The sequence below is a fragment of the Acinetobacter sp. YH12137 genome (assembly GCF_013418535.1).
Classification (GTDB): Bacteria; Pseudomonadota; Gammaproteobacteria; order Pseudomonadales; family Moraxellaceae; genus Acinetobacter.
Map to the genome: position 1 here is coordinate 61078 of NZ_VPBW01000002.1, position 24625 is coordinate 85702.

Below are 24625 nucleotides of genomic sequence, written 5' to 3' on the forward strand. Positions count from 1 at the left end.
GTAGAAAATAAAACCCTCAAAAAGAGGGCTTTATTTACTTAGGAATTTAGCTTAACGAAGTCGCGATAACCAGTCACCGACACTTTGTACAATCTGTACCAGGATCAATAAAACAATCACAGTCATGATCACCACAGAGGTATCAAAACGCTGATAACCATAAGAAATTGCCAGATCACCAATGCCGCCGGCACCAACTGCTCCAGCCATCGCCGTTGCACCAATTAGACTGATGGTTGCAGTCGTCAGGTTAAGAATGAGTGAGCTACGCGCTTCCGGCAGAATAAACTTAAAGATGATCTGCATTGGTGTTGCACCCATGGCTTGTGCAGATTCGATAATCCCCTCATTCACTTCTAGCAGAGAAGTCTCGACTAGACGACCAATATAAGGACCGACATAAATAGTCAGAGGCACAATCGCTGCCCAAGTACCAATTGATGTTCCGACCAAAAACTTGGTTAGTGGAATCACTGCAATCAGCAGAATAATAAAGGGTAGGGAACGCAGTGCATTCACAATCGGGTTTAGAGCATGATAAATCACACGGTTTGGCAGAATCCCGTTTGGGCGAGTGACAAGTAAAATGATCGCCTGAATAAAGCCCCAGATACAGCCAAACAGCATTGCGAAGAACACCATGTGAAAGGTTTCTTGCAGTGCAGTAACAAACTGATCCATCGATAGTGAACTTTTCCAGAATGGCGCAGTAATGGTGGTCAACCACTGTACAATTAAGTCTCTCATTCTTGTACTCCTGCTTGATCTACTTGTACGCCGTTATCTCTCAGATATTGCATTGCCGCTGTGATTTGCGCTGGATCGCCTAAAAGTTGGATAAACATCTGGCCAATCACTGAACCATTAATTTCTGTCATATTGGCAAACAGGATATTTAAACTGACATCAAACTGTTTGATCACACCTTGAATCACGGTTTCCTGCGCTGAGCTGCCCAGGAATTTTAAACAATAAATACTGTGATGATTCTGGTTTTCCAGATTCGCCAGAATATTCACTGGCAAGTTTTGCTGGAGTACAGTTTGAATGAAATTCTTGGTTGTTGGATGCTGAGGTTGACTAAAGATCTGCAGGGTAGAACCGGTTTCAATCACATCACCTTTTTCCATGACAGCCACATAATCACATACGGTCTCAATGACATCCATTTCATGGGTGACCATAACAATGGTAATGCCTTGTTCCTGATTAATGCGTTTCAGCAATTGCAGTACAGATTTGGTGGTTTGCGGATCTAAAGCAGAAGTTGCTTCATCACACAGCAGAATTTTGGGATGATTCGCGAGGGCACGCGCAATACCGACACGCTGCTTTTGACCGCCTGATAACTCGTCCGGAAAAGCATGACGCTTATGTTTTAGGTCAATAAAATCCAGCAGTTCTCCGAGACGTTTTTCCCGTTCAGCCTTACTCCAGCCAAGCAACTTCATTGGCATTTCAATATTGGCAGCCACTGTTTTAGTCTGCATCAAGTTAAAATGCTGAAAAATCATGCCGATCTGGGTACGTTCCTGACGCAATGATTTGGCATCCAAAGCAGTAAAGTTCGTGCCATTGATAATCACCTGACCAGACGTTGGGCGTTCAAGCAGATTAATCAGGCGGATCAGGGTACTTTTACCAGCACCACTATAGCCAATAATGCCAAAGATACTGCCGGTTGGAATCTGTAAATTGATCCGATTCAAGGCACGTAAGGTTTGACCCTTGAGCTCATACTGTTTGGAGATGTCTTTAAATTCAATCATAGTGTCAAATACTGCATCACGAATAAAAAAACAGGCAAGAAATCTTGCCTGTTCTGAATATTGATTATTGTATTACTTTTCTTCGGTTAAATAAGTCACTGGTTTATTGACAGCAACTTTAGTACCACCGAAGTGTTCATCAACATAGGCTTTCACAGCAGGAGTATGATACAACTGGCCAACTTTTTGAAGTACAGGATCATTTTGACGGTCAGCAGCGACAGCTAAAATGTTAACATTCATTTTAGTACTTTGATCAATCGCTTCGTAATAGATCGCATCTTTCAATACGTTCAGACCACCTTCCATTGCCAAAGTATTACCTAGAACAATCGCATCAACTTCATCTTTCACACGAACTGCAGTCGCCATTTGAATTGGCTTAATCACAATCTTTTTCGCATTTTCAGTAATGTCAGCAGGCGTACCTTTTACTAGGTCAAAGTTTGGTTTAAGTTTTACCAGACCTGCAGATTGTAATAATAACAATGCACGTGATTCATTTGCGCCGTCGTTCGGAATCGCAATTGTAGCGCCTGTTTTAAACTCTTCTACTTTTTTTACTTTGCTTGAGTAGATCCCCATTGGCTCAAGATAAGTCGTAGAAAGCGGAGCGATCTTTTGAGTATTGGCGTCGTTATAAGCCACCATATAGGCATAAGACTGGAATGCGTTGACATCAATTTCTTTGTTGGCAACAGCAGTATTCATCGCCACATAGTCAGTGAAGTTTTTCACATCAAGTTTGATGCCGGCTTGTTTAGTTTCAGGCAAAGTTGAAATGTAGCGCCATACGTCAGCATCTGAACCAGTCGATGCCATAGTAACAGTTTGCAGTTCACCTGAGTCTTTGTTTTGTGCTGCATCCGTTGCAGGCGCTTCTTGTTTTCCGCATGCAGTTAAAGTCAGTACAGATGCACTGAGTAAAACGCCAAGTAGCTTTTTCATAAAGATGTCCTAATTTTCGTGTTGCCTAAAGTATATGCATTTTAAGGTCATGTTAAAGTGGAGTTTTATTACACTTTCAGCTGACCTTAGATCGAGTCGCATGTGGCTCCGGCAGGGAAAATGCAAATGTACTGCAACAGTTCACGTTAATTCGATCGGGTCAGAGTTCACCAAACCACTATAGAGATTCCCTATTTGGAGAGAGTAAATAGAGGTTTTATAAAAGATATAGTCAAATTTGGTGCTCTGAATGGGCGCAATCATAGCAATTATTATTTATTCAATATAGTGGATAAAAACTATTTACTTATCTTTTTAATAGAATATAAATTGAATGAAAATGATCAAAATATCAATGAATACAATATATTATTTTTATTGAAGATAAGGCGGAATTTCATATCGTTTAAAGATTGATCTTTATAAGATTTTATCCAATAGAAATCATAAAAATGAATAAACATGATAAATACATCAGCTCATTAAGCTACTGAAAGATCTTTTTTAATAAATGTTTAGGGAGGATTTGAGCCGTGTCTTATTTGGCTGAGTAATTAATTTGATTGATTTCATACAATACATGCCAACATAAAGGGTGATCTTCCGGCAGCTTTGGATGCTGAAATTCTTGAGTCTTTATCATGCCTATCTTTTTCATCACAGCCTCAGATGGGGTATTTGATTTGGCAGTAAACGACACAACTTTATCTAGGTTTAAAGTATTAAAGGCATAATCTAGGACTGCACGTGCACCTTCAGTCGCATAACCTCGATGCCAATACTTTTTCGCCAGACGCCAGCCAATTTCAACACAGGGCGAAAACTCAAACAGATCAGGTTGTGGTTGCAGACCAATGAAGCCAATAAATTCTTTAGTCTCTTTTAGCTCAACTGCCCATAAACCCCAACCATGCTGATCAATCTGTCGAGTCACTTTTTCAATAAACTGTAGGCTTTGTTTAGATGTCAGTGGAGCGGGAAAATAACGCATGACCTCATTATCTGCACACATTTGGATAAATGGGGCAGTGTCAGCGTCTTGCCATTGGCGGAGGATGAGGCGAGGGGTTTTTATAATTGCAATCATGTTTATCTTGAAATTTGTAAATTTGAAGTAATAATTGTATGAGATCAAATTAAGAGTAGAAAAATGGATCTATTAGAAAAAACATTAGAAAATATAAAGGATTTAGCACAAGAAAAAAATTTATATGCTTATATTTTTGGCAAGAAAAGTAAAATATTTTTAGAAAATTCTAGTCATCGTTATTGTATCGATGATGGAAGACTTCTGAAATTATCACGTATGAATGATAAAAAGTGTGTGCTGTTGGAGATTGAATTAAATAATGGCTTAAAATTATATAAGCATAGAACTGAAGTTTTAACTAGAAAATATAAAGGACGTTCTGTTAGTCTGGAATAGATTAAGGGATTTATAAATGCAAACAAAGATACATCAATTTTATTAGATACAAAAAATCCTAACCAATTAGAAGAAAAAGATTTAAGAGATATTTACAAACAAACATTTAATACTGTAGATACAATTTTTTGTAAACAATGTGGTGGTGATGGGGCTGAATGGTAGATGTCCAAGATGCTCTGGCAATGGATTAGAGCCTATTGTTTAAAATGAGAGCATTTAAAAACCCCGCACTCAGCGGGGTTTTTACTTAATTTTTTATGAGAAAGAATTAAGCATTTTCACGTGCAATCGCGCGGTAACCAATATCTTTACGATATTGAACGCCGTCAAAAGTCACTTTCTCACAAAGTTCTAATGCTTTCGCTTGTGCTTCACCAATGGTATTACCCAATGCAGTCACACAAAGTACACGACCACCCGCAGTCACGATGTCACCATTTTCATTGGCTTTCGTACCCGCATGGAATACTTTCACATCAGTCATTTCTGTATCTAAACCTGAAATCACATCACCATTGCTAGACGTTTCAGGATAGCCTTTAGATGCCAGTACGATCCCGACAGTTTTACGCTCATCCCATTCAGCTTCTGCAGGTAAATTACCTTCAAGACCTGCTTGGACTAAATCAACCAAAGATGATTTTAAACGCATCATGATTGGTTGAGTTTCTGGATCGCCAAAACGACAGTTGAACTCAATCACTTTTGGTTGGCCTTTGTCGTCAATCATCAAGCCTGCGTATAAGAAACCTGTGTATACGTGACCATCTTTTTTCATGCCTTCAACAGTCGGACGCATCACTTCATTCATGGCTTTTTCGAATACGTCAGCAGTCACAACAGGAGCAGGAGAGTATGCTCCCATACCGCCAGTGTTCGGACCTTGGTCGCCTTCAAAAATACGTTTATGATCTTGAGAAGTCGCCATTGGCAGGATGTTGTCACCATCGATCATGCAAATGAAAGATGCTTCTTCACCAGCAAGGAATTCTTCAATCACCACACGAGAGCCGGCATCACCAAACTTGTTGCCAGCCAGCATGTCATCAATGGCATCGAATGCTTCCTGATTGGTCATGGCAACAATTACACCTTTACCCGCAGCAAGACCATCAGCCTTGATCACGATTGGTGCGCCATTTTTCTCTACAAAGGCTTTCGCTGCATCTACTTCGGTAAATACATCGTAGAAAGCTGTTGGAATGTTATGGCGTTTTAAGAAGTGCTTCGCGAATGCTTTAGAGCCTTCCAGCTGAGCAGCAAATTGAGTTGGACCCCAAACTTTCACGCCTGCTTCGCGGCAAGCATCAACTACACCATTTACTAATGGTGCTTCAGGACCCACAATAATCATTTCAACTGCATTGTTTTTTGCAAAATCAATGATGGCAGGGTTATTGAGAATGTCCAAAGCGACATTTTCACATTTATTTTCAGTTGCGGTGCCTGCATTGCCCGGTGCAACAAATACTTTTGCCACTTGATCGTCTTGTGCGATTTTCCATGCAAGCGCATGTTCACGGCCGCCACTACCTAAAACTAAAATGTTCATCTTTAGAAAATTCCCTCGAAAATGAAATTCCACAAACCCAATGAGGTTTAAAAATCTTTTAACATCTTATAGCAAGATATTAAATAATCTACTGATGTAACAAACCCTCCTTACGAAAAGGAGGGTTTGGAATTTAATACTTAAAAATTAGTGGCGGAAATGACGCATGCCAGTGAATACCATTGCAATACCAGCTTCGTCAGCTGCTGCAATTGTTTCTTCGTCACGCATTGAACCACCTGGCTGGATGATGCATTTGATGCCGGCTTTAGCCGCATTGTCGATGCCATCACGGAATGGGAAGAATGCATCAGATGCCATAACTGCACCTTCAACCACGAGTCCTGCATGTTCAGCTTTGATCGCGGCAATACGAGCAGAGTTTACACGGCTCATTTGACCTGCGCCAACACCAATGGTCTGACGGTTTTTCGCATAAACAATTGCGTTCGATTTTACGTATTTCGCAACTTTCCAAGCAAAGATCATATCGTCAATTTCTTGTTCAGTTGGTGCGCGTTTAGTCACAACTTTCAGGTCATCTTTAGTGATCATGCCCAAGTCTTGATCTTGAACCAGTAAACCACCATTTACACGTTTGTAGTCAAGTTGTGGAGCACGTTCGTTAATTGCTGGAAGTTCACCACATACGAGTACACGTACGTTTTTCTTCGCGCCAGTCACTTCAAGTACGCCGTCAGCGATGCTTGGTGCAATGATCACTTCAACGAATTGACGATCCACAATTGCTTGTGCAGTTGCAACGTCTAATTCACGGTTGAATGCAATGATGCCACCGAATGCAGATTCAGGGTCAGTTGCATAAGCAAGATCATAAGCAGCTTTGATGCCGTCTAGAGAAACTGCAACACCACATGGGTTCGCATGTTTTACGATCACACAAGCAGGTTTCGCAAATGATTTCACACATTCAAGTGCAGCATCAGTATCCGCGATGTTGTTATAAGAAAGTTCTTTACCTTGTAGCTGCTTAGCAGTCGCAACAGAAGCTTCTTTCGCAGCAGGATCTACATAGAAAGCAGCAGACTGATGCGGGTTTTCACCGTAACGTAAGTCTTGAGCTTTGTTTAATTGAGTATTGAAAGTACGCGCAAATTTGTCTGCCTGACCTTCTTCTTTACCTACGCGAGCGCCTAAGTAAGATGCGATCATACCGTCATATTGAGCAGTATGTTCGAATGCTTTAACCGCAAGGTCAAAACGGGTTGCATAAGATAAAGCACCATCAGCTTTAAGCTCAGCAATTACAGTTGCATAGTCAGCAGCATTTACTACGATACCAACAGACGCGTGGTTTTTCGCAGCAGCACGAACCATTGTTGGACCACCGATGTCGATGTTTTCAATTGCATCAGCTAGTGAACAGTTTGGTTTCGCTACAGTTGCAGCAAATGGATACAGGTTAACAACGACAAGATCGATCGCATCGATGTTGTGTTCAGCCATCACAGCTTCGTCTAGACCACGACGAGCCAGGATGCCACCATGAATTTTCGGATGTAGCGTTTTTACACGGCCGTCCATCATCTCTGGGAAACCAGTGTGCTCCGAAACTTCTACTACAGCAACATTATTGTCTTTCAACAATTTGTATGTACCACCTGTAGATAAAATTTCTACCCCAAGAGCAGCAAGGTCTTGTGCAAATTCCACAATACCGGTTTTATCGGAAACAGAGATTAAAGCGCGTTTAATAGTCATGATCTTCGTCACAGTTAGCAAGGAACAGATTAAATCTAAATAGCTAATTAACAGTCAAAAAAAATGCCTGCGGTAGCCGCAAGCATTTTATCATTTATTCACTCATTAAACCGTGAGCTTTTAACTTTTTACGTAAAGTACCGCGGTTTAGTCCGAGAATCTCGGCAGCGCGTGTCTGATTACCACGCGTATATTCTAGAACGACAGATAATAAAGGCTTCTCCATTTCTGCCAGCACCATGTCGTACACCTGAGAAGGTTGCTCGCCTTGCAGTTGTGCAAAGTAGTGGCGAACTGCGCGATCTACGTGAATACGAAGAGCGACATCAGATTGTGCAGTAAAAATAGGAGATTTGCTATTCATGCGAATTAATCCGAAAAATCAAATATCACTTGGGTAAAGCGATATATAAAAGTGGTCTAGAAATTGAAATGAACTCCATTTTAGATCCTAAAACTGGAGTTCTAAAACTTGGTCATTACATTGAGCTTGTAGCTTGCCACATCTCGACGATTTGGTCGAAAAATAAGCGTAACAATAGTTAAAGTTTTGTTACTGACCAAAATCAAAACAAAAAAATCTGCTCGATACGCAATAAGTTTTATAGCGCATTAGGCAAGACTGTATTTGTTGTGAAAAAGTAGCGAGGAGTTTGCAGCACATAGCTTTCGTGGCGCGTATAATACCATTGTCTCGGGAAAAGTGAGCAAGAAAACTGCATTTTTTTTAACTTTTTTTTCGTTTTTTAATAGTTTTTATCAATATTAAGGTCGAATTATTTCCAAACTGTAATTATCGAAGTCTTTACGGTCGACAGGAAGCACAAATTCAAATTTAAATGGGCTGTTTTGGGGAATACGTTGAATCTTAACCAGGCTTTCGATCAGGTATTCCTGAGGTTTTAAATTATAAGTCGCCAAGACTACACCCTGATCTTTAAGGTGAACTCTTAAGTTTGGCATTTCCAGACTGCGCTTGTGGAAATTGATTAGCTCACCACTAAACTGGGTTTTATCTGTGGCAATCGCTTTGGCTTTGACCTTATTGGTATTGATCAGATTGTAATGTTCTTCCAGATTGGAACAGTTGAACACTTCACAGATATTGTTAAAAGCCACACTCATCACATGACTATTCTTAATATAGTGTGGATTGAACCAGAAGAATTGAAATAAAAGTAAGCCAAATAAGAACAGGTTTAGGCTGGTCCAGCCTAAATAATAAAGCGGGCCTTTATTGTGCTGTTTATCAGCCTGATCATCCCAGTTCATGCTAGGCAGTACTGCAATCGGTTCAGTACTGAAATAATTCAGGTTGTTCAGATAGGTTTTCAGATCAATATTGGAGTTTTCAACTTTTTCATCAAAAATGTTCAGTAAATAGTGCTGATCTGAAGAATTAGCTGAAGAAGTAGATTCGGTGAGGTTTCTATTAATATAAGAAACATGACTTGGCGTATGGGTAAGGGCGACCGAATTCTGTGCTTCGGTCACCAGATGCGATAAAGCATTAAAGGTCGTACTACATTTTGGGCAGCAAACCATGCCTTGGGCAATGGTTAATTGCGCAACCGTAACTTTATAGGTTGTAGAGCAGGTCGGGCAGTGGGTTCGCTTGTCACTCATAAATGTTTATAGACTCTTTAATTCTTATGGCGTTTCCCCGAGATACGGCACCAGTGTTCATCGCGTTTTTCTACTTCTAATATATCAAAATGTTTTGAGTAAATGCTAGTAACATCAGCAACTTGCTCTTCGATAACACCTGCGAGTGCGAACTCTGCCTCAGGTTTGACCAATTCTGCGAACTCAGGCTCAAGCATCATGAGTGGGCCAGCCAGAATATTGGCAACAAACACATCTGCTTTCTGCTCGCCAAGCTCTGTGTTGAACTCTTCCGGTAAACCAACATAAAGTCGATCCAATACGCCATTCAGTTCAGCATTCTGTTTGGTGGCTAAAACAGCTTGTGGGTCAATATCAGTTGCATAGGCATATTTGGCACCGAGTAACAGGGCCGCGACAGCCAGAATACCTGAACCACAGCCATAATCGATCACGATCTTGTCTTTTACATCGGTTTTGCCTAGCCATTGCAGGCAAAGGAAAGTAGATGCATGGTTACCTGTACCAAAAGCCAAACCTGGATCAAGCTTGATATTCACTGCATCTGCTTCAGGCGCTTCCATCCACTCTGGAACAATCCAGAATTTTTCAGAAATCTGGATTGGCTCGTAGGCATCCATCCAGGTGCGTTCCCAAGCTTGATCTTCCAGGAATTCATGGCGGATCGGTGCTTCAGGTAGTTGTGCGTGAATAAAGGTTTCCAATGCAGCTACATCGATTTCTTCTTCGTCATCTTCCTGAGCATAGATGCCAGTCACGATCACTTTATTCCAGAGCGGTGTTTCTCCTGGAAGTGGTTCCAGCAAATCCTGGTTTTCAGCATCATCCAGAGTGACACTTACGGCGCCCAGTGAGCTAAGTAATGTTTCAGTAAAATCTACCTGAGCTTGATCAACTGTAATATGAATTTGTAACCACTTCACAGAAATAACCTTTATACATTTTTTCAAAAAGCTATTGTAACGGAAGTTCGGCTTGAAGGTGTGATCTTCTTGAGACGGAGTCAAATAAAAAGGATGCTTTCGCATCCTTTTTATGAAAACCGGTTAAAACGCATTTTCCTGAGTGGGAGAAATGCTAGGACGTGCAGTTACTGGAGCAAAGCGATTCAGTAATAATCCAAAAATAGCCGCGAAGATATACATGAAGATGGAATAGACCGCAGCAGGCATGGCAACCACAGTGCTGGACATGACAGTAAGTGCAATGGTCATGGCGAGTGTACTGTTATGAATACCGATCTCGAAAGCGCTGGCACGTGCCTGAGCAGAATTGATGTTCATTAGTCGTGGAACAAAATAGCCAATCATTAAGCTGAAGAGACAGAACAGGGCGGTTGCTAAACCTACCTGAGTCAGATATTCGGCAATATTGGCGCGTTCACTATAAATTGCTCCGGCAATAATCAGCACCAGAAAGAGGACTGCAAAAATGCGAAGAGGCTTATTCAGCTTTACAGTGAGTGCTGGGGCATAATGACGAATCAACATACCAATCGCGACCGGTATAATAATGATACCAAACACTTGTAGGATCTTTCCGAACTGCAAGCTGATCTGCTGACTGTCCTGCATAAAATGCATGATCGAGAAATTCATGATTAAAGGCAAGGTAAATGCAGCAACCACCGAATTGATCGCAGTCAAGGTAATATTGAGGGCTAGATCGCCTTTAAACAGATAGCTGAACAGATTTGCGGTACTGCCACCTGGCGATGCGGCCAGCAACATCAGACCAACAGCTAGTAAAGGTGGTAAAGTCAGAACTTTACATAGAATGAAAGCAATGCTTACCAGTAGAATTAATTGACAAAACAAGGCAACCAGCACTGCTTTAGGGTGCTGGCTTACCCGGGCAAAATCTTTGAGCGTGAGTTCGAGTCCTAATCCCACCATGATGATGGCGAGTGCGAGGGGGAGGAATATTGTTATGATGCCAGAGTCCATCTGCATGCTCCTTATAGAAATTTATTTTAATAGTTTTAAATTTTCTATAAAAAGCATACAGCTTAAGCAGGCATTTGACTTAGGAAGTTACAAATCTGATAAACGACTCTTGCCACTATAGCTAAGCTTTTGCTGACTAATCATAAAACCAAAAATACCGGCAAAAACGTACATGACAATTGAATAAATACCCGCAGGGATGGCAATGGTGACATTATTGAGGACAGAAATCGCAATCGTCATTGATACAGTTGTGTTGTGAATGCCGACTTCAAAGGTACAGGCGCGTGCCATCTTGTCTGGGATATCCATTAATAAAGGCAGGCAATAACCGAGAAACAGGCTGGAAAAACATAATATGGAAGTAGCAATCCCGATACTGGCAAAATATTCGATGATGTTAAAGCGCTCTTGGAAAATGGCATAAATCAAGAGCATGCTTAAAAAAGCGATAGATAGAAACCGCATTGGCATATGTACAATATCTGAAAGCTTTGGAAATTTTGCCCGAATCAGCATGCCGATCACAACCGGAATAATTGTAATCAGAAAAACCTGAGCCATTTTTTCAAGCGGTAAGCCGATGCCGGTATCCTGTCCTATAAAATAGTACAGGGACAGGTTCATAATAAAAGGTAAGGTGAAAATAGAAATAATCGTATTGATGGCGGTTAACGTGATATTAAGCGCCACATCACCTTTATAAAGATAGCTCAGCAGATTGGCAGTGGCACCTCCTGGAGAGGCAGCTAGCAGCATCATGCCTACAGCAAGCAATGGTGGCAGATCCAGTACCAGACAGATTAAAAAGGTTAAACCGGTTAAAATGACCAGTTGTGAGAATAAGACAATAAAAATCACCTTGGGATAACGACTAACATGCAGAAAATCCTTGACTGTTAACTGTAGTCCTAACCCCATCATCGTAATTGCCAAAGTAATCGGCAAAAACAAACTAAAAAACCCCGAATCCATGAAGTTTCCTTTTTATTATTCATTTTTTAGGTATGTTTTGAGTTTAGCGTAGATGAATAAATAAGCAATATAAAAACGGGTAAAATTTATGCATTTTACCCGTTAAGTTTCTGATTAAAAATATATTTAATCAGCTATATAGTGATTTACATCCCTGATTGAGATGGGGTTTGAGGCTGAGTTTGCATTTGTGACTGTGGACGTGGAGGGGTAAAGCCTAATGCACATTTACCATTGACCTGAGTGCCATTAATGGTTGCTGAAGTTTTGCCGCCTGAACTACAAGATGTATAAAGTTCAGGTTCATCGCCTTTGATATTGGTTGATGATGAAGGGAAGAACTGTTGCTGACAGGTACCATTCCAGATAATGCCGCGGTAAGCAAAACTTACAGGAGCACCCTCTGATTTACCTTTACAAACTTGCTGGTATTTTTGGGCATTATAAACCTTCTCGACTTTATCATTTGCTGAGGCTGCAAATGGAGCGAAACATAGACCGCAGAGCGCTGTTGCTAGGAAAATATTCTTATTCATCATGTATACCTTTGTTTGTAATGTGACCACTTTATAGATTAAAAACTAATCAATATTAAACAATATGAGTCGGGTAACTTTTTGAGTTTAGATGTTTAATTTATATAGTAAGTATGCAAAGTTTAATTACATTGCTTTATTGGCTGGCAGAGTAAATTCCGAAGGATAAATTCAAGTGATTTTGTCAACTTTGGAAGGAAGTTTGCTATAATGTTCAGCTATCCTTTTTCTATCTCTCTATTTACCACTATGCACTATCCTAAAGTATACGATGTCATTGTTATCGGTGGCGGTCACGCAGGTACGGAAGCAGCACTGGCTGCAGCACGTATGGGTCGACAGACATTACTCTTAACTCATAACATTGAGACTTTAGGGCAGATGAGCTGTAACCCGGCCATTGGCGGGATCGGTAAATCACATTTAGTGCGTGAAATTGATGCCTTGGGCGGTGCGATGGCGCTGGCTGCCGATAAAGGCGGTATTCAATTCCGTATTCTGAATTCACGTAAAGGTGCAGCAGTACGTGCAACTCGTGCGCAGGCTGACCGTGTTCGTTATAAAGCAGCGATTCGTGAGACTTTAGAAAATCAAGCGAATCTGGATATCTTTCAGCAAGCAGCAGATGACCTGATTGTTGAAGGCGATACTGTTAAAGGTGTCGTGACCCAAATGGGTATTCGCTTTGATGCGAAAACTGTGGTGCTAACTGCAGGTACATTCTTAGGTGGTGTGATTCACATTGGCTTAAACAATGCTTCAGGCGGTCGTGCTGGCGATCCTCCTTCAATTTCATTGGCACATCGTTTACGTGAGTTAAACTTACCTGTAGGTCGTTTAAAAACAGGTACACCGCCACGTATTGATGCACGTTCAGTCGACTTCTCTGTCATGACACCGCAGCCGGGTGATTTCCCGTCTCCAACCATGTCATTTATGGGTGATGCATCGATGCATCCAGAGCAAGTGAACTGCTACATCACGCATACCAATGAACGTACCCATGAGATCATTCGTGGCGGTTTAGACCGTTCACCGATGTACACTGGTGTGATTGAAGGTGTAGGTCCACGTTACTGTCCATCAATTGAAGATAAAATTCATAAATTTGCTGATAAAGACTCCCATCAGGTCTTCCTTGAACCAGAAGGCCTGGATACACATGAGCTTTATCCAAATGGTATTTCGACTTCATTGCCATTTGACGTACAGTTTGAACTGGTACGCTCAATCCGTGGTATGGAAAATGCGCACATTCTTCGTCCGGGTTATGCAATTGAATACGATTATTTCAACCCTCAAGCGTTGAAGTTCACTTTGGAAACCAAAGCGATCAATAACCTGTACTTTGCTGGTCAGATTAACGGTACAACCGGTTATGAAGAAGCGGGTGCTCAAGGCTTGCTTGCAGGCTTGAACGCTGCACGTCGTGCATGGGATCAAGAACAATGGACACCAAAACGTGATGAAGCATACATGGGCGTACTGGTTGATGACCTAATTACTTTAGGTACTAAAGAACCGTATCGTATGTTCACTTCACGTGCGGAATACCGTTTGATGTTGCGTGAAGATAATGCGGATCAGCGTTTAACACCAATCGGTCGTGAAATGGGTCTGGTAGATGATGAACGTTGGGCAGCTTACTGTGAAAAAATGGAAGCTGTAGAGAAAGAAACAGGTCGTTTGCAACACCTTTGGGCTGCACCAAACAATCCAATGGGTAAAAAATTCGTAGAAATGACGGGTGCGGATCTTTCTAAAGAATGTTCTGCAATTGATTTGTTAAAACGTCCAAACATCACCTTTGCTCAAATTGCAGAGCTCACAGGTTCTGAAGTTTCACCACAAGTGGGTGATCAAATTGAGATTGCGGTGAAATACGAAGGTTATATCAACCGTCAGCATCAAGACGTTGCACAAATGAAACGTTTAGAGGAAACCAAGATTCCTGCTGATTTTGACTATGATGTTGTTTCAGGTCTTTCTCGTGAAATTACATTGAAGTTAAAAGATATTCGTCCTGAAACACTGGCTCAAGCAAGCCGTATTCCGGGTGTAACCCCTGCAGCAGTTCAATTGGTGATGATTACGATTCGTAAGAATGCCCAAGCGAAAAAATCTGCTTAAGATTTGGAAGTAAAAAACCCGCGTAATGCGGGTTTTTTATGTTTAATAAGTTTGAAAAAAATTAAAGATCAATTATTTCAAGATAGATTCAGTAATTTTGCTATGTTAATTATGGGAAATGTACAACAATGAATCTAAAACATGGATAGAGAAAAATACATACGTGGCGCGATTTACGGTTTACTTGTTGGTGATGCGGTAGGTGTGCCTTATGAGTTTAAAGTGCCGAGCCAGCTGCCTGATATTGAACAAATTGATATGATTCCCCCAAAAGGATTTGCGCGGACTTATGCCAGTCTTCCAATTGGAACGTGGTCAGATGATGGTGCACAAGCATTATGTTTGTTGGCCTCATTGTTAGATCAAAAGAAACTCAATCCTGAAGATTTTATGCAACGGATTTGCGATTGGTACCAATCAGGTTATATGGCTGTCGATGGTCAGGTATTTGATGTGGGAATTCAAACGGTTGATGCGATACATCGTTATCAATCGGGTATCGAGTTAAATCAAGTTGCGAAAAATGATGAATATGCCAATGGTAATGGTGCGCTGATGCGTGTATTGCCTTTAGCGCTCTGGCATCAAGGCTCTAATCGTGAATTAATAGAGGCGGCATTTATACAATCACATCTGACTCATGCGCATATCCGTTCTAAATTATGTTGTGCATTATATTGTTTATGGGTACGTAAAATTTTAGATGGTTGTTCTATTCAAGATTCATGGATAGAAGCAATTGAAATACTCAAGCGTGAATTGAGTGATCAGAATGGTGCGTTAGATGAGCTTGAGCACCATATTTTAAGTGATGACTGGGATCGACCGACAGGTACTGGCTATGTCGTAGATTGTTTAAAGTCGGCATATTACGCACTACAAGCTAGCGATTATGAAAAGGTGATTAAGACAGCAATTGCGCTGGGTAATGATACAGATACGACTGCATGTGTGGCGGGTGGTATAGCTGGTTTATATTATGGTGTAGATGCAATTCCATCATCTTGGATGAATCATTTACGAGGTAAAGAAATGGTGGAAGAATTGCTTGTGCAATGGTTGTAGAAATTTTCTAAAGAATGACTGCGATGATGTTGGGATTTGCTAAAATATTCAAAAGTTCCACATCTAGATCATTCCAATGCCATACCAACTCGTTGAACTCGATATCCAAGCCACAGACAACATCGCTTGCCCTCATTGCCATCAAGACATCATTAATTGGCAAGAAGAGCAGTATGTTCAACCCTGTGAACATACCTTATTTATTGCCATGGATATCGGCTTTGAATACATCACCGATGAATTTGAGCAAACTATGCGAAAAACAGTGGATGAACTGCATGCCAATGATGACATCGTCAACATGTTCGAAGAAATCACCACAAGTACTTATCCGAATTATCTGATTTTAAAGTCAGATTTAGGTGCAGCAGGTTATTCGCGTTATATCGGTTTAACAGTGTAGGAATCTCATTACTATACATAAGCAATAAAAAAGCACCCAAGGGTGCTTTTTTAATTTCAGGCTTGGCCTTCGACTTCTTCGACTTCATCATCCTCCGCACTGTCCATGCCGAGTTCTTTCAACTTACGGGTGAGGGTATTACGCCCCCAACCTAATAGTTCGGCTGCATGACGCTTACGACCACGGGTTTGTTGTAGTGCAGCATTAATGAGTGTGCGTTCAAACATTGGTGTAGCCACATCTAACAGCTTCATTTCGCCGTTTTTCAGTTTCTGGATTGCCCATTGACCCAGTAATTCATCCCAGTGATGCGGCGCAATCTGATTCGGGTTTGGAATTGGAGCACCCGGGTCTTGCTGCTGAATTGGAATCTGTTTTAATTCAGGTGGCAGATCTTCTGGATAAACTTCACGGCCTGTGATCATCACTGTGAGCCAGCGACAGGTATTTTCAAGCTGACGAACGTTCCCTTGCCAAGGCAGCTTCTGCATATATTCCTGAGTTTCAGGACGTAAGATTTTAGGATTAACGCCTAATTCTTTACCTGCACGCGCCAGGAAGTGCTGCGCCAACATCGGAATATCTTCAGAGCGATGTGCCAGTTTAGGTATATGAATACGAATCACGTTTAGACGGTGATACAAGTCTTCACGGAAGCGACCATCATGTACCAGCTTTTCCAGGTCCTGATGCGTTGCAGCCACAATACGTACATCAACTTTAACCGGAATGTGACCACCAACACGATAGAATTCCCCATCAGCTAGGACACGTAATAAACGCGTTTGTGTTTCAAATGGCATGTCACCAATTTCATCCAGGAACAGCGTACCGCCGTTGGCCTGTTCAAAACGGCCCTGACGTTGCGTATTTGCACCGGTAAAAGCGCCTTTTTCATGACCAAACAATTCAGTCTCAATCAGGTCTTTCGGAATCGCGGCCATGTTTAGTGCAATAAACGGTTTATTGCTACGTGGTGAATGGCGATGCAAGGCATGCGCAACCAGTTCTTTACCTGTACCAGATTCACCATTAATCAATACGGTAATATGTGATTGAGACAAACGACCAATCGCACGGAACACTTCCTGCATTGCTGGCGATTCACCAATGATCTCAGTCGATTGAATGGTTGGTGCAGATTTGGCAGATTCTTGCTGCTGTAATTTAGTGATATGTAAAATTGCACGATTGACCAGTGCCAATGCTTCATCAATATCAAATGGTTTTGGCAGGTATTCAAAAGCACCCGTTTGATAACTGGATACCGCAGATTCCAGATCTGAATGCGCCGTCATAATAATAACCGGCAAATCAGGATTGGTATTTTTCACCTTGCCTAAAAAGGTCAAACCGTCAATACCCGGCATACGGATATCGGTCAGGATCACATCAGGTGCATCGACACCCAACTGATCAAGTGCTGACTGGGCTTCTTCAAAACTAGTAACGTCGAAACCTTCTTCTTTAAATGTTTTTTCTAGTACCCAACGCATGGCACGATCGTCATCAATCACCCATATTTTATTTCGCGACATGATCTGACTCCCAAGGTAAAAATAAGCTAAATACGGTTTTTCCTGGAACTGACTGGCATTCAATCATTCCGTTATGTTGATGCATAATATTTTGAGCAATGCTGAGACCTAGTCCGGTACCTTTGGCACGGCTGGTCACCAGTGGATAGAACACGGCTTCGATAATATCGTCTGGAACACCAGGGCCATTATCTTCAATGTCGATTCGAACCACAGATCGGTGAATCACACCACTAATGGTATAAAGCCGCTGAATTCGGGTTCTTAAAATAAGTTCCGGTTGATGCTCGACAAAGAAATCCTTGTTTTCTGTCATCGCCTGAACGGCATTTACGCAGATATTTAGCATGACCTGAATGAGCTGATCGCGATCTGCCAGAACTTCCGGTAGGGACAGATCATAGTCCCGAGTAATTTTTATTTTCTTTTTAGTCTGATTCACAATCAGTGAGCGGACGCGTTCTAATGGTTCATGTACATTGACCATTTCATAGCTTGGTAACTGGCGTGAACCGAGCATGCTATCTGCCAGATTTCTCAGGCGATCCACTTCACTAATAATAATGTCAGTGAACTCTTTATATTTTGGATCTTCAAGGCTACGTGCCAGAAGCTGGGTTGCACCACGAATACCACCAAGTGGATTTTTAATTTCATGTGCCACGCCACGAATTAATTGGCGCGCAACCTGGTGCTGCTGGATATAGTTTTCTTCACGTGAGATTTTCAGCATACGATCACGCTGATTCAGCTCGATTAACAATAAAGGATGATTTGGCTTGCCCGCATTGAGCAGGGAAACCGTATAGTCCACATGAATGTCTTTAAAATTGACAATGATCGTCGCCTCACGGCGAGTATAAGGTTGGCCTGTGTGCAGCGTGTTATATAGAGATTCTTCAGTGTTGAATTCATCTGTCGGTGCTTGCAGTATATTTAATACCGGCGTGCCTGATGCGCGTAACAGGCTGACATCAAACATGGCCTCGCAGGCCGTATTTAAGTAATAAATATTCAGGTGGCTATCAACCAGCATAATGGCAGTGGTCAGATTGTCCACCAAAAGGCGATAGTCGATGGAAAGAGGCTGATCCATTAGCGGTGGTTTTCCTGTATTAAAATGGCGCAATGGCATCTTCATAAAGCAAAATAACAATTTCAAAGTTCAGATTTGAGGCAAATTAAGCAAGATGCACGCCAACTTTAGAACTCTTGTTAAAATTTTGCTGAAAAATGCACGAAATCTGACGGGGATGCCCAATCAAACTCAGGTATAACGGATTAAATTGAGGCTGTAAACCTAAAATGATTCATTTTGGTGCATAAGCTTTTATATTGAATATTTTATGGCGTTATTTTAGTGCGTGATGCAAAGAGTGGCCATTTCAACTATTTTTATGATGCGAAAAGACATACAATACGCGCATTCTAGTGGAGCGCAGATTCATGAAGTCCCCCAAAGTCGGTTTTGTATCTTTAGGTTGTCCTAAGGCATTGGTAGATTCTGAACGAATTTTAACTCAGTTAAAGACTGAAGGTTATGATGTCGCATCGGATTATGACGGTGCTGATTTAGTAGTAGTAAATACCTGTGGTTTTATTGAATCTGCAGTACAAGAGTCTTTAGATGCCATCGGTGAAGCGATGAGCGCGAATGGTCGTGTCATCGTAACAGGTTGTCTAGGAAAAGACGAAGATAAAATTCGCCAAATGCACCCGAATGTCCTAAAAGTGACAGGTGCAGCAGCATATGAAGAAGTGATGGATGCGGTACATGAGTATGTTCCTGAACCGCCAAAACACAATCCATTTATTGATCTGGTGCCTGAGCAGGGTATCCGTTTAACCCCTAAACATTATGCATACCTGAAAATATCAGAAGGCTGTAACCACCGTTGTACCTTCTGCATCATTCCAAGCATGCGTGGTGATCTGGTTTCCCGTCCAGTCGGTTCTGTGCTTGAAGAAGCTGCAGCACTGAAACGTTCAGGTGTCAAAGAAGTACTCGTGATCTCCCAAGATACTTCTGCTTATGGCGTTGACACCAAATACAAACTGGATTTCTGGAACGGCCAGCCAGTTAAAACTAAATTCTATGACATGTGTGAAGCATTGGGTCAATTGGGCATCTGGGTGCGTCTGCACTATGTTTATCCATATCCACACGTAGATGCCGTAATCGATTTGATGGCGCAAGGCAAAATCCTGCCTTATCTGGATATTCCATTCCAGCATGCCAGCCCAAGAATCCTGAAGCTGATGAAACGACCTGCTCACAGTGAAAATACACTGGAGCGTTTAAAAGTTTGGCGTGAGAAATGTCCTGACCTAGTCATCCGTTCTACATTTGTGGTGGGTTTCCCGGGCGAAACGGAAGAAGATTTCCAGATGCTTCTGGACTGGCTGAAAGAAGCACAACTGGATCGCGTGGGCTGTTTTACTTATTCACCAGTTGAAGGTGCGACAGCGAACGATCTTCCAGATCATGTGCCTGAAGAGATCAAGCAAGAACGTTATGAACGTTTCATGCAGGTTCAGCAGGAAATTTCAGCAGCGAAGCTACAAAAACGTATTGGCCAGAAAATGACGGTGCTAGTCGATGACCTGGAAGAAGAATTCCCGGTTGCTGTAGCACGCTCATATGCGGATGCGCCTGAAATTGATGGTAATGTTTTTGTTGAAGATATCGACAAAAGTGTGATTAAGGCAGGGGATTTGCTTGAAGTCGAAATCACTGATGCAGATGAATATGATTTATTTGCCAAGCTGATCTCAATCAAGTCTGCTTAAGATTTTGAATTAAAAGAATTTATATTAAATAATTTGGAGTTTGAGATGTTGGATTCTAAAAAGCCACGATTTGGTCGCATCCTGCTAAAGCTATCTGGTGAAGCACTGGCAGGAAACAAGGACATGGGTATCGATGCACAAGTGCTCGATCAGATGTCACTTTCTATTGCGCATCTCGTGGGTTTGGGTGTACAAGTCGGTATCGTAGTTGGCGGTGGTAACCTGTACCGTGGTAGCCAGTTGCAAAAAGACGGTCTTGTTGGTCGTGTAACCGGTGACCAGATGGGTATGCTGGCAACTGTCATGAACGGTCTGGCATTACGCGATGCTTTGGTGCGCCGTAATATCAAAACCCGTTTGATGTCTGCATTGCCGATTGGTGCAGTGGTTGAATCTTATTCTAGTCGCGATGCCATCCGTCATCTGACTCAAGGTGAAGTGTGCGTATTTGTTGCGGGTACAGGTAATCCGTTCTTTACTACGGATACAGCAGCTTGTTTGCGTGGTATCGAGATTGAATCTGACCTGATCCTGAAAGCTACTAAGGTGGATGGGGTTTACAATAAAGATCCAAGCAAATACGAAGATGCCGTGAAATACGATACTTTGACATTTGATCAGGTGCTGGACGAGAAGTTGGGCGTCATGGATTTAACCGCGATCTGCTTATGTCGTGACCACAATGTGCCACTTCAAGTATTTGACATGAACAAATCTGGCGCATTGCTTTCAGTGGTGATGGGTGAAAAAGAAGGAACTCACGTCACCAATTAATGACGTGAGCTACAAAGCCCTTTATACTACCTCCTAATTTAGTAAATACATCTTTTAAGAATTAAGTAAGGAAGATCATATGATTAACGATCTTAAAAAAGACGCAGAAGAGCGTATGAACAAGTCTCTTGACTCGTTAGAACATGGTTTCGCAAAAGTTCGTACCGGACGTGCGCATCCATCGATTTTGAACGGTGTCATGGTTCCTTACTACGGCTCTGATGTGCCATTGAACCAGGTTGCCAACGTAGGCGTGGAAGATTCACGTACATTGCTGGTTCAACCGTTTGAACGTTCAATGGTTGCTGCAATTGATAAGGCGATCCGTGAGTCTGATCTTGGCTTGAACCCGATTACTGCTGACGCGATCCGTGTACCAATGGCAGCGTTGACTGAAGAAACTCGTCGTGACATGCAGAAAGTTGCACGTAACGAAGCTGAAAATGCCAAAGTTGCGATCCGTAACATCCGTCGTGATGTTTTAGGTGACATCAAAGCATTGTTGAAAGAAAAAGAAATTTCTGAAGATGATGAACGTCGTGCATCTGACGAAATTCAGAAAATCACAGACAAATTTGTTGCTGAAGTAGACAAACGCTTGGCTGCGAAAGAAGCTGAATTGATGAAGGTCTAATTCATCAATGACCGCTTCTGAAGAAAATTCCCGTCTTCCAAAACATGTTGCCATCATCATGGATGGCAACAATCGTTTTGCCAAAAAAAATCAGATGCAGAAAGGCGATGGACACCGTGAAGGAAAAACGGTTCTAGACCCGATTGTTGAACATTGTAGAAAAAGAAATATCCAGGCTTTAACGGTCTTTGCATTCTCCAGCGAAAACTGGAACCGTCCCCAATATGAGGTCGACTTGCTCATGAAGTTGTTGGAAGACACGATTCATGAACAGTTGCCACGTATGCAAAAATTTAATATTGCTTTACGTTTTATTGGTGATCGGTCGCGTTTATCTCCTGAACTGCAAGCATTGATGTTGCAAGCAGAACAAAGGACTGCTAATTTCGATAGTATGACGCTTACTATTGCAATCAGCTATGGTGGAATGTGGGACATGGCACAAGCTGCAAAGCAGATTGCTGCGGATGTTTTAACAAATAAATTAGATCTTGAAGCAATTGATACTGATGTGTTCGGTCAATATGTCAGTTTGAGTGACTTGCCGCCTGTTGATCTGCTGATTCGTACCGGTGGAGATTTCCGCCTGTCCAATTTCCTGCTCTGGCAGGCAGCATATGCAGAGCTGTATTTTACTGAGACCTTATGGCCAGAATTTACCGTAGAGGAATTCGATGACGCACTTGCTGTATTTGGCGGGCGCGAACGTCGTTTCGGTAAAACATCAGAGCAGATTCTTCAAGAAAGACTTGAGAATTAATACACATGTTTGAGCGGATTATAACCGCATTGGTGCTGGTTGCAGTCGTACTGAGCTGTATGTTTGCGACCAAATCACAATATCCAATGTTCGCATTGATGGTTGTGGCTGCCGGGGTGGCAGGCTATGAGTGGTTTAAACTCATGCCGCGAAAATGTAAAAATGTAATCAAGCCAGTGGCGTGGGGCTATGGTCTACTGACTGCAGCCTTATCTGCACTGGCTTTATACTATTGGGATGTGGCCTTATTATTGTGGTCAGCATCTATCCTGACCTGGTTGCTGAGTATTTACTGGGTTAAAACCTATCCTGATTATGATGGCTGGTACAATGTCAGCTTGCATGGCATCGGGATTGTGCTGGTTTCTGCTGCTGTTACAGCAATCTTCTCGGTTTGGCTAAACTCTCCATGGTGGTTAATGTACCTGTTCCTGCTGGTTTGGGGTGCAGACAGTGGCGCTTACTTTGTTGGACGCAAATTCGGCAAGAAAAAACTCGCACCAAATGTCAGCCCAAACAAGTCGCTAGAAGGTCTATACGGCGGTATTCTTACCTCCATGCTCATCGTGGTTGTCGTCGCTTCACTTTATCTGGATATGACCTGGCCAGAGCTATGTCTGTTCCTGATCCTTTCTGTTATTACTGTGTTTAGTTCAGTGCTAGGTGACCTGTTTGAATCCATGATTAAGCGTCGTGCTGGAATCAAGGATTCGGGCCGTATTTTGCCGGGTCATGGTGGTGTACTAGATCGTATTGATTCTTTGCTTGCTGCAGCTCCTATCTTTGCAACAGGCATATATGTTTTAAAACTTATTGGCGTAGATTTATAAATGTCACAAGCTGTTTGTATACTGGGTGCTACAGGTTCAATTGGTCAAAGTACTTTAAAAATTTTGCAGCAACATCCTGAAGCTTACTCGGTTTTCGCTGTGACAGCGCAAAGTCGTATTACTGAGCTGGCGGAAATCTGTCGGCAGTACCGTCCTAAAGTGGCTGTAGTGCCTGCAAATAAGGTCGATGAGCTTTCTCAGTTGCTACAAGTGCAGGGCTTATCAGATATCGAAATTCTTCAGGATGAAGCGGGCTTAATTTCAGTCGCAGAGCATGCTGATGTTGATATTGTGATGGCAGCAATAGTCGGGGCGGCAGGCCTGCTTCCTACATTGGCTGCAGTCAAAGCGGGTAAGCGTGTCCTGTTGGCCAATAAAGAAGCCTTGGTCATGTCCGGCGACATCATGATGCAAGCCGCGCGAGATTATGGTGCATTATTATTGCCTGTCGACTCTGAACATAATGCAATTTTCCAGTGCCTGCCTCAAAACTACTTTGATGCCGAACGTAATGGTCAACCTAAGCTCGGTGTTCATCAGATTTTACTGACTGCTTCTGGCGGTCCATTCCTGAACCATTCGCTTGAACAATTGCATGATGTGACACCTGCTCAAGCCTGCAAACATCCTAACTGGTCAATGGGGCAAAAGATTTCCGTAGATTCCGCTACTTTAATGAATAAGGGACTGGAACTTATCGAAGCGTGTCATTTGTTTGCAGTTCAAGAACAATTTGTTACAGTTGTTGTGCATCCACAGAGTATTATTCATTCCATGGTGCAATATGTGGACGGGTCAACATTGGCACAAATGGGCAACCCGGATATGGGCACGCCAATTGCACATGCTTTGGCATGGCCACAACGGATCAGTACCCATATCCCGGCTCTGGATTTGGTTAAGCATTCACAACTGAATTTCCAGGAACCGGATGTGGTTCGTTTTCCGGCACTGAAATTAGCGCGTCAAGCCATGAAGAGTGGTGGAATTGCGCCTACAATTTTGAATGCGGCCAATGAAATTGCAGTTGCTGCATTTTTAAATCAGCAAATCAGATTTACCCAAATTCCTCAGGTGGTTGAAACTGTCCTGAACCAGATGGACAATCAACCAGCACACGATCTGGATACTATCCTGCATGCAGATCACACAGCACGAGGTTTATCACAGCAATATGTTGTGAATAAAGGAAGTTAAG

General features: G+C 42.1%; 24 protein-coding genes. 10 read left to right on the plus strand and 14 right to left on the minus strand.

Annotated features, from left to right (window positions below; translation table 11 throughout):
- Window positions 1-51 precede the first annotated feature (51 nt).
- The 4 genes from FTU72_RS01415 to FTU72_RS01430 form a co-directional block, all read right to left on the minus strand.
- Window positions 52-747 (minus strand): methionine ABC transporter permease, encoded by a 696-nt coding sequence (locus FTU72_RS01415; protein ID WP_004786199.1) that lies wholly within the window; start codon window positions 745-747, stop codon window positions 52-54.
- Window positions 744-1769, minus strand: coding sequence for a methionine ABC transporter ATP-binding protein (locus FTU72_RS01420; RefSeq protein WP_179992300.1), 1026 nt, complete (start codon window positions 1767-1769; stop codon window positions 744-746). Before FTU72_RS01420 ends, FTU72_RS01415 begins: the two co-directional genes overlap by 4 nt.
- Window positions 1770-1841: 72 nt before the next feature.
- Window positions 1842-2717 carry a MetQ/NlpA family ABC transporter substrate-binding protein gene (locus tag FTU72_RS01425; protein ID WP_179992301.1) on the minus strand — a complete coding sequence of 292 codons (876 nt, stop codon included), beginning with the start codon at window positions 2715-2717 and terminating at the stop codon, window positions 1842-1844.
- A 538-nt stretch (window positions 2718-3255) separates the two neighbouring features.
- A complete protein-coding gene (locus tag FTU72_RS01430) occupies window positions 3256-3795 on the minus strand; it encodes a GNAT family N-acetyltransferase (RefSeq protein WP_179992350.1) in 540 nt (179 codons plus the stop codon).
- A 72-nt stretch (window positions 3796-3867) separates the two neighbouring features.
- Here FTU72_RS01430 and FTU72_RS01435 point away from each other — a divergent pair, with 72 nt between their 5' ends.
- The gene (locus tag FTU72_RS01435; protein ID WP_159122780.1) at window positions 3868-4143 is read left to right on the plus strand and encodes a hypothetical protein; all 276 of its coding nucleotides are present in this window, start codon (window positions 3868-3870) and stop codon (window positions 4141-4143) included.
- A 271-nt stretch (window positions 4144-4414) separates the two neighbouring features.
- On the opposite strand, the gene purD is transcribed toward FTU72_RS01435, so the two are convergent.
- The 8 genes from purD to FTU72_RS01475 form a co-directional block, all read right to left on the minus strand.
- Window positions 4415-5698: a phosphoribosylamine--glycine ligase gene (purD, locus tag FTU72_RS01440; protein WP_180011844.1), complete on the minus strand. Its 1284-nt coding sequence runs from the start codon at window positions 5696-5698 to the stop codon at window positions 4415-4417.
- Between the two features lie 147 nt (window positions 5699-5845).
- Entirely contained in the window at window positions 5846-7420 is a 1575-nt protein-coding gene (gene purH, locus FTU72_RS01445; protein ID WP_004786185.1) for a bifunctional phosphoribosylaminoimidazolecarboxamide formyltransferase/IMP cyclohydrolase, read from the minus strand.
- Between the two features lie 94 nt (window positions 7421-7514).
- The gene (fis, locus tag FTU72_RS01450; RefSeq protein ID WP_001086304.1) at window positions 7515-7784 is read right to left on the minus strand and encodes a DNA-binding transcriptional regulator Fis; all 270 of its coding nucleotides are present in this window, start codon (window positions 7782-7784) and stop codon (window positions 7515-7517) included.
- Between the two features lie 401 nt (window positions 7785-8185).
- Window positions 8186-9046 carry a DUF3426 domain-containing protein gene (locus FTU72_RS01455; RefSeq protein WP_104426212.1) on the minus strand — a complete coding sequence of 287 codons (861 nt, stop codon included), beginning with the start codon at window positions 9044-9046 and terminating at the stop codon, window positions 8186-8188.
- A 17-nt stretch (window positions 9047-9063) separates the two neighbouring features.
- Window positions 9064-9969 carry a 50S ribosomal protein L11 methyltransferase gene (gene prmA, locus FTU72_RS01460; RefSeq protein WP_179992303.1) on the minus strand — a complete coding sequence of 302 codons (906 nt, stop codon included), beginning with the start codon at window positions 9967-9969 and terminating at the stop codon, window positions 9064-9066.
- Window positions 9970-10092: 123 nt separating this feature from the next.
- Complete coding sequence (locus tag FTU72_RS01465; protein ID WP_125278346.1) at window positions 10093-10992, minus strand: bile acid:sodium symporter family protein; 900 nt, start codon at window positions 10990-10992, stop codon at window positions 10093-10095.
- 87 nt (window positions 10993-11079) lie between these two features.
- Window positions 11080-11967, minus strand: a complete 888-nt coding sequence (locus FTU72_RS01470; RefSeq protein WP_179992304.1) for a bile acid:sodium symporter family protein — start codon at window positions 11965-11967, stop codon at window positions 11080-11082.
- A 146-nt stretch (window positions 11968-12113) separates the two neighbouring features.
- Window positions 12114-12503 carry a hypothetical protein gene (locus FTU72_RS01475; RefSeq protein WP_051065385.1) on the minus strand — a complete coding sequence of 130 codons (390 nt, stop codon included), beginning with the start codon at window positions 12501-12503 and terminating at the stop codon, window positions 12114-12116.
- A gap of 249 nt (window positions 12504-12752) precedes the next feature.
- On the opposite strand from FTU72_RS01475, the gene mnmG reads away from it, so the two are divergent.
- The 3 genes from mnmG to FTU72_RS01490 all read left to right on the plus strand — a co-directional run bounded on the left by mnmG (window position 12753) and on the right by FTU72_RS01490 (window position 16101).
- Entirely contained in the window at window positions 12753-14633 is a 1881-nt protein-coding gene (gene mnmG / locus FTU72_RS01480; protein ID WP_179992351.1) for a tRNA uridine-5-carboxymethylaminomethyl(34) synthesis enzyme MnmG, read from the plus strand.
- A gap of 141 nt (window positions 14634-14774) precedes the next feature.
- Window positions 14775-15698 carry an ADP-ribosylglycohydrolase family protein gene (locus FTU72_RS01485; protein WP_179992305.1) on the plus strand — a complete coding sequence of 308 codons (924 nt, stop codon included), beginning with the start codon at window positions 14775-14777 and terminating at the stop codon, window positions 15696-15698.
- A 76-nt stretch (window positions 15699-15774) separates the two neighbouring features.
- Window positions 15775-16101, plus strand: coding sequence for a hypothetical protein (locus FTU72_RS01490; RefSeq protein ID WP_179992306.1), 327 nt, complete (start codon window positions 15775-15777; stop codon window positions 16099-16101).
- Between the two features lie 56 nt (window positions 16102-16157).
- Here the strand turns inward: FTU72_RS01490 and glnG are convergent, their stop codons facing one another.
- Window positions 16158-17639 carry a nitrogen regulation protein NR(I) gene (gene glnG, locus FTU72_RS01495; RefSeq protein ID WP_034702648.1) on the minus strand — a complete coding sequence of 494 codons (1482 nt, stop codon included), beginning with the start codon at window positions 17637-17639 and terminating at the stop codon, window positions 16158-16160.
- Window positions 17626-18735, minus strand: coding sequence for a nitrogen regulation protein NR(II) (gene glnL / locus FTU72_RS01500; protein WP_125278343.1), 1110 nt, complete (start codon window positions 18733-18735; stop codon window positions 17626-17628). The genes glnG and glnL overlap by 14 nt, the downstream gene beginning before the upstream one ends.
- A gap of 350 nt (window positions 18736-19085) precedes the next feature.
- Between glnL and rimO the strand changes: the two genes are divergently transcribed.
- The 6 genes from rimO to ispC all read left to right on the plus strand — a co-directional run bounded on the left by rimO (window position 19086) and on the right by ispC (window position 24624).
- Window positions 19086-20429 carry a 30S ribosomal protein S12 methylthiotransferase RimO gene (gene rimO, locus FTU72_RS01505; protein WP_004786172.1) on the plus strand — a complete coding sequence of 448 codons (1344 nt, stop codon included), beginning with the start codon at window positions 19086-19088 and terminating at the stop codon, window positions 20427-20429.
- A gap of 45 nt (window positions 20430-20474) precedes the next feature.
- Window positions 20475-21203 carry a UMP kinase gene (gene pyrH, locus FTU72_RS01510; protein WP_004786170.1) on the plus strand — a complete coding sequence of 243 codons (729 nt, stop codon included), beginning with the start codon at window positions 20475-20477 and terminating at the stop codon, window positions 21201-21203.
- 79 nt (window positions 21204-21282) lie between these two features.
- Window positions 21283-21837: a ribosome recycling factor gene (gene frr / locus FTU72_RS01515; protein ID WP_005235283.1), complete on the plus strand. Its 555-nt coding sequence runs from the start codon at window positions 21283-21285 to the stop codon at window positions 21835-21837.
- 7 nt (window positions 21838-21844) lie between these two features.
- Window positions 21845-22597: a polyprenyl diphosphate synthase gene (gene uppS / locus FTU72_RS01520; protein WP_179992307.1), complete on the plus strand. Its 753-nt coding sequence runs from the start codon at window positions 21845-21847 to the stop codon at window positions 22595-22597.
- A gap of 5 nt (window positions 22598-22602) precedes the next feature.
- Window positions 22603-23427, plus strand: a complete 825-nt coding sequence (locus FTU72_RS01525; RefSeq protein WP_179992308.1) for a phosphatidate cytidylyltransferase — start codon at window positions 22603-22605, stop codon at window positions 23425-23427.
- A complete protein-coding gene (ispC, locus tag FTU72_RS01530; protein ID WP_179992309.1) occupies window positions 23428-24624 on the plus strand; it encodes a 1-deoxy-D-xylulose-5-phosphate reductoisomerase in 1197 nt (398 codons plus the stop codon).
- Window position 24625 lies beyond the last annotated feature (1 nt).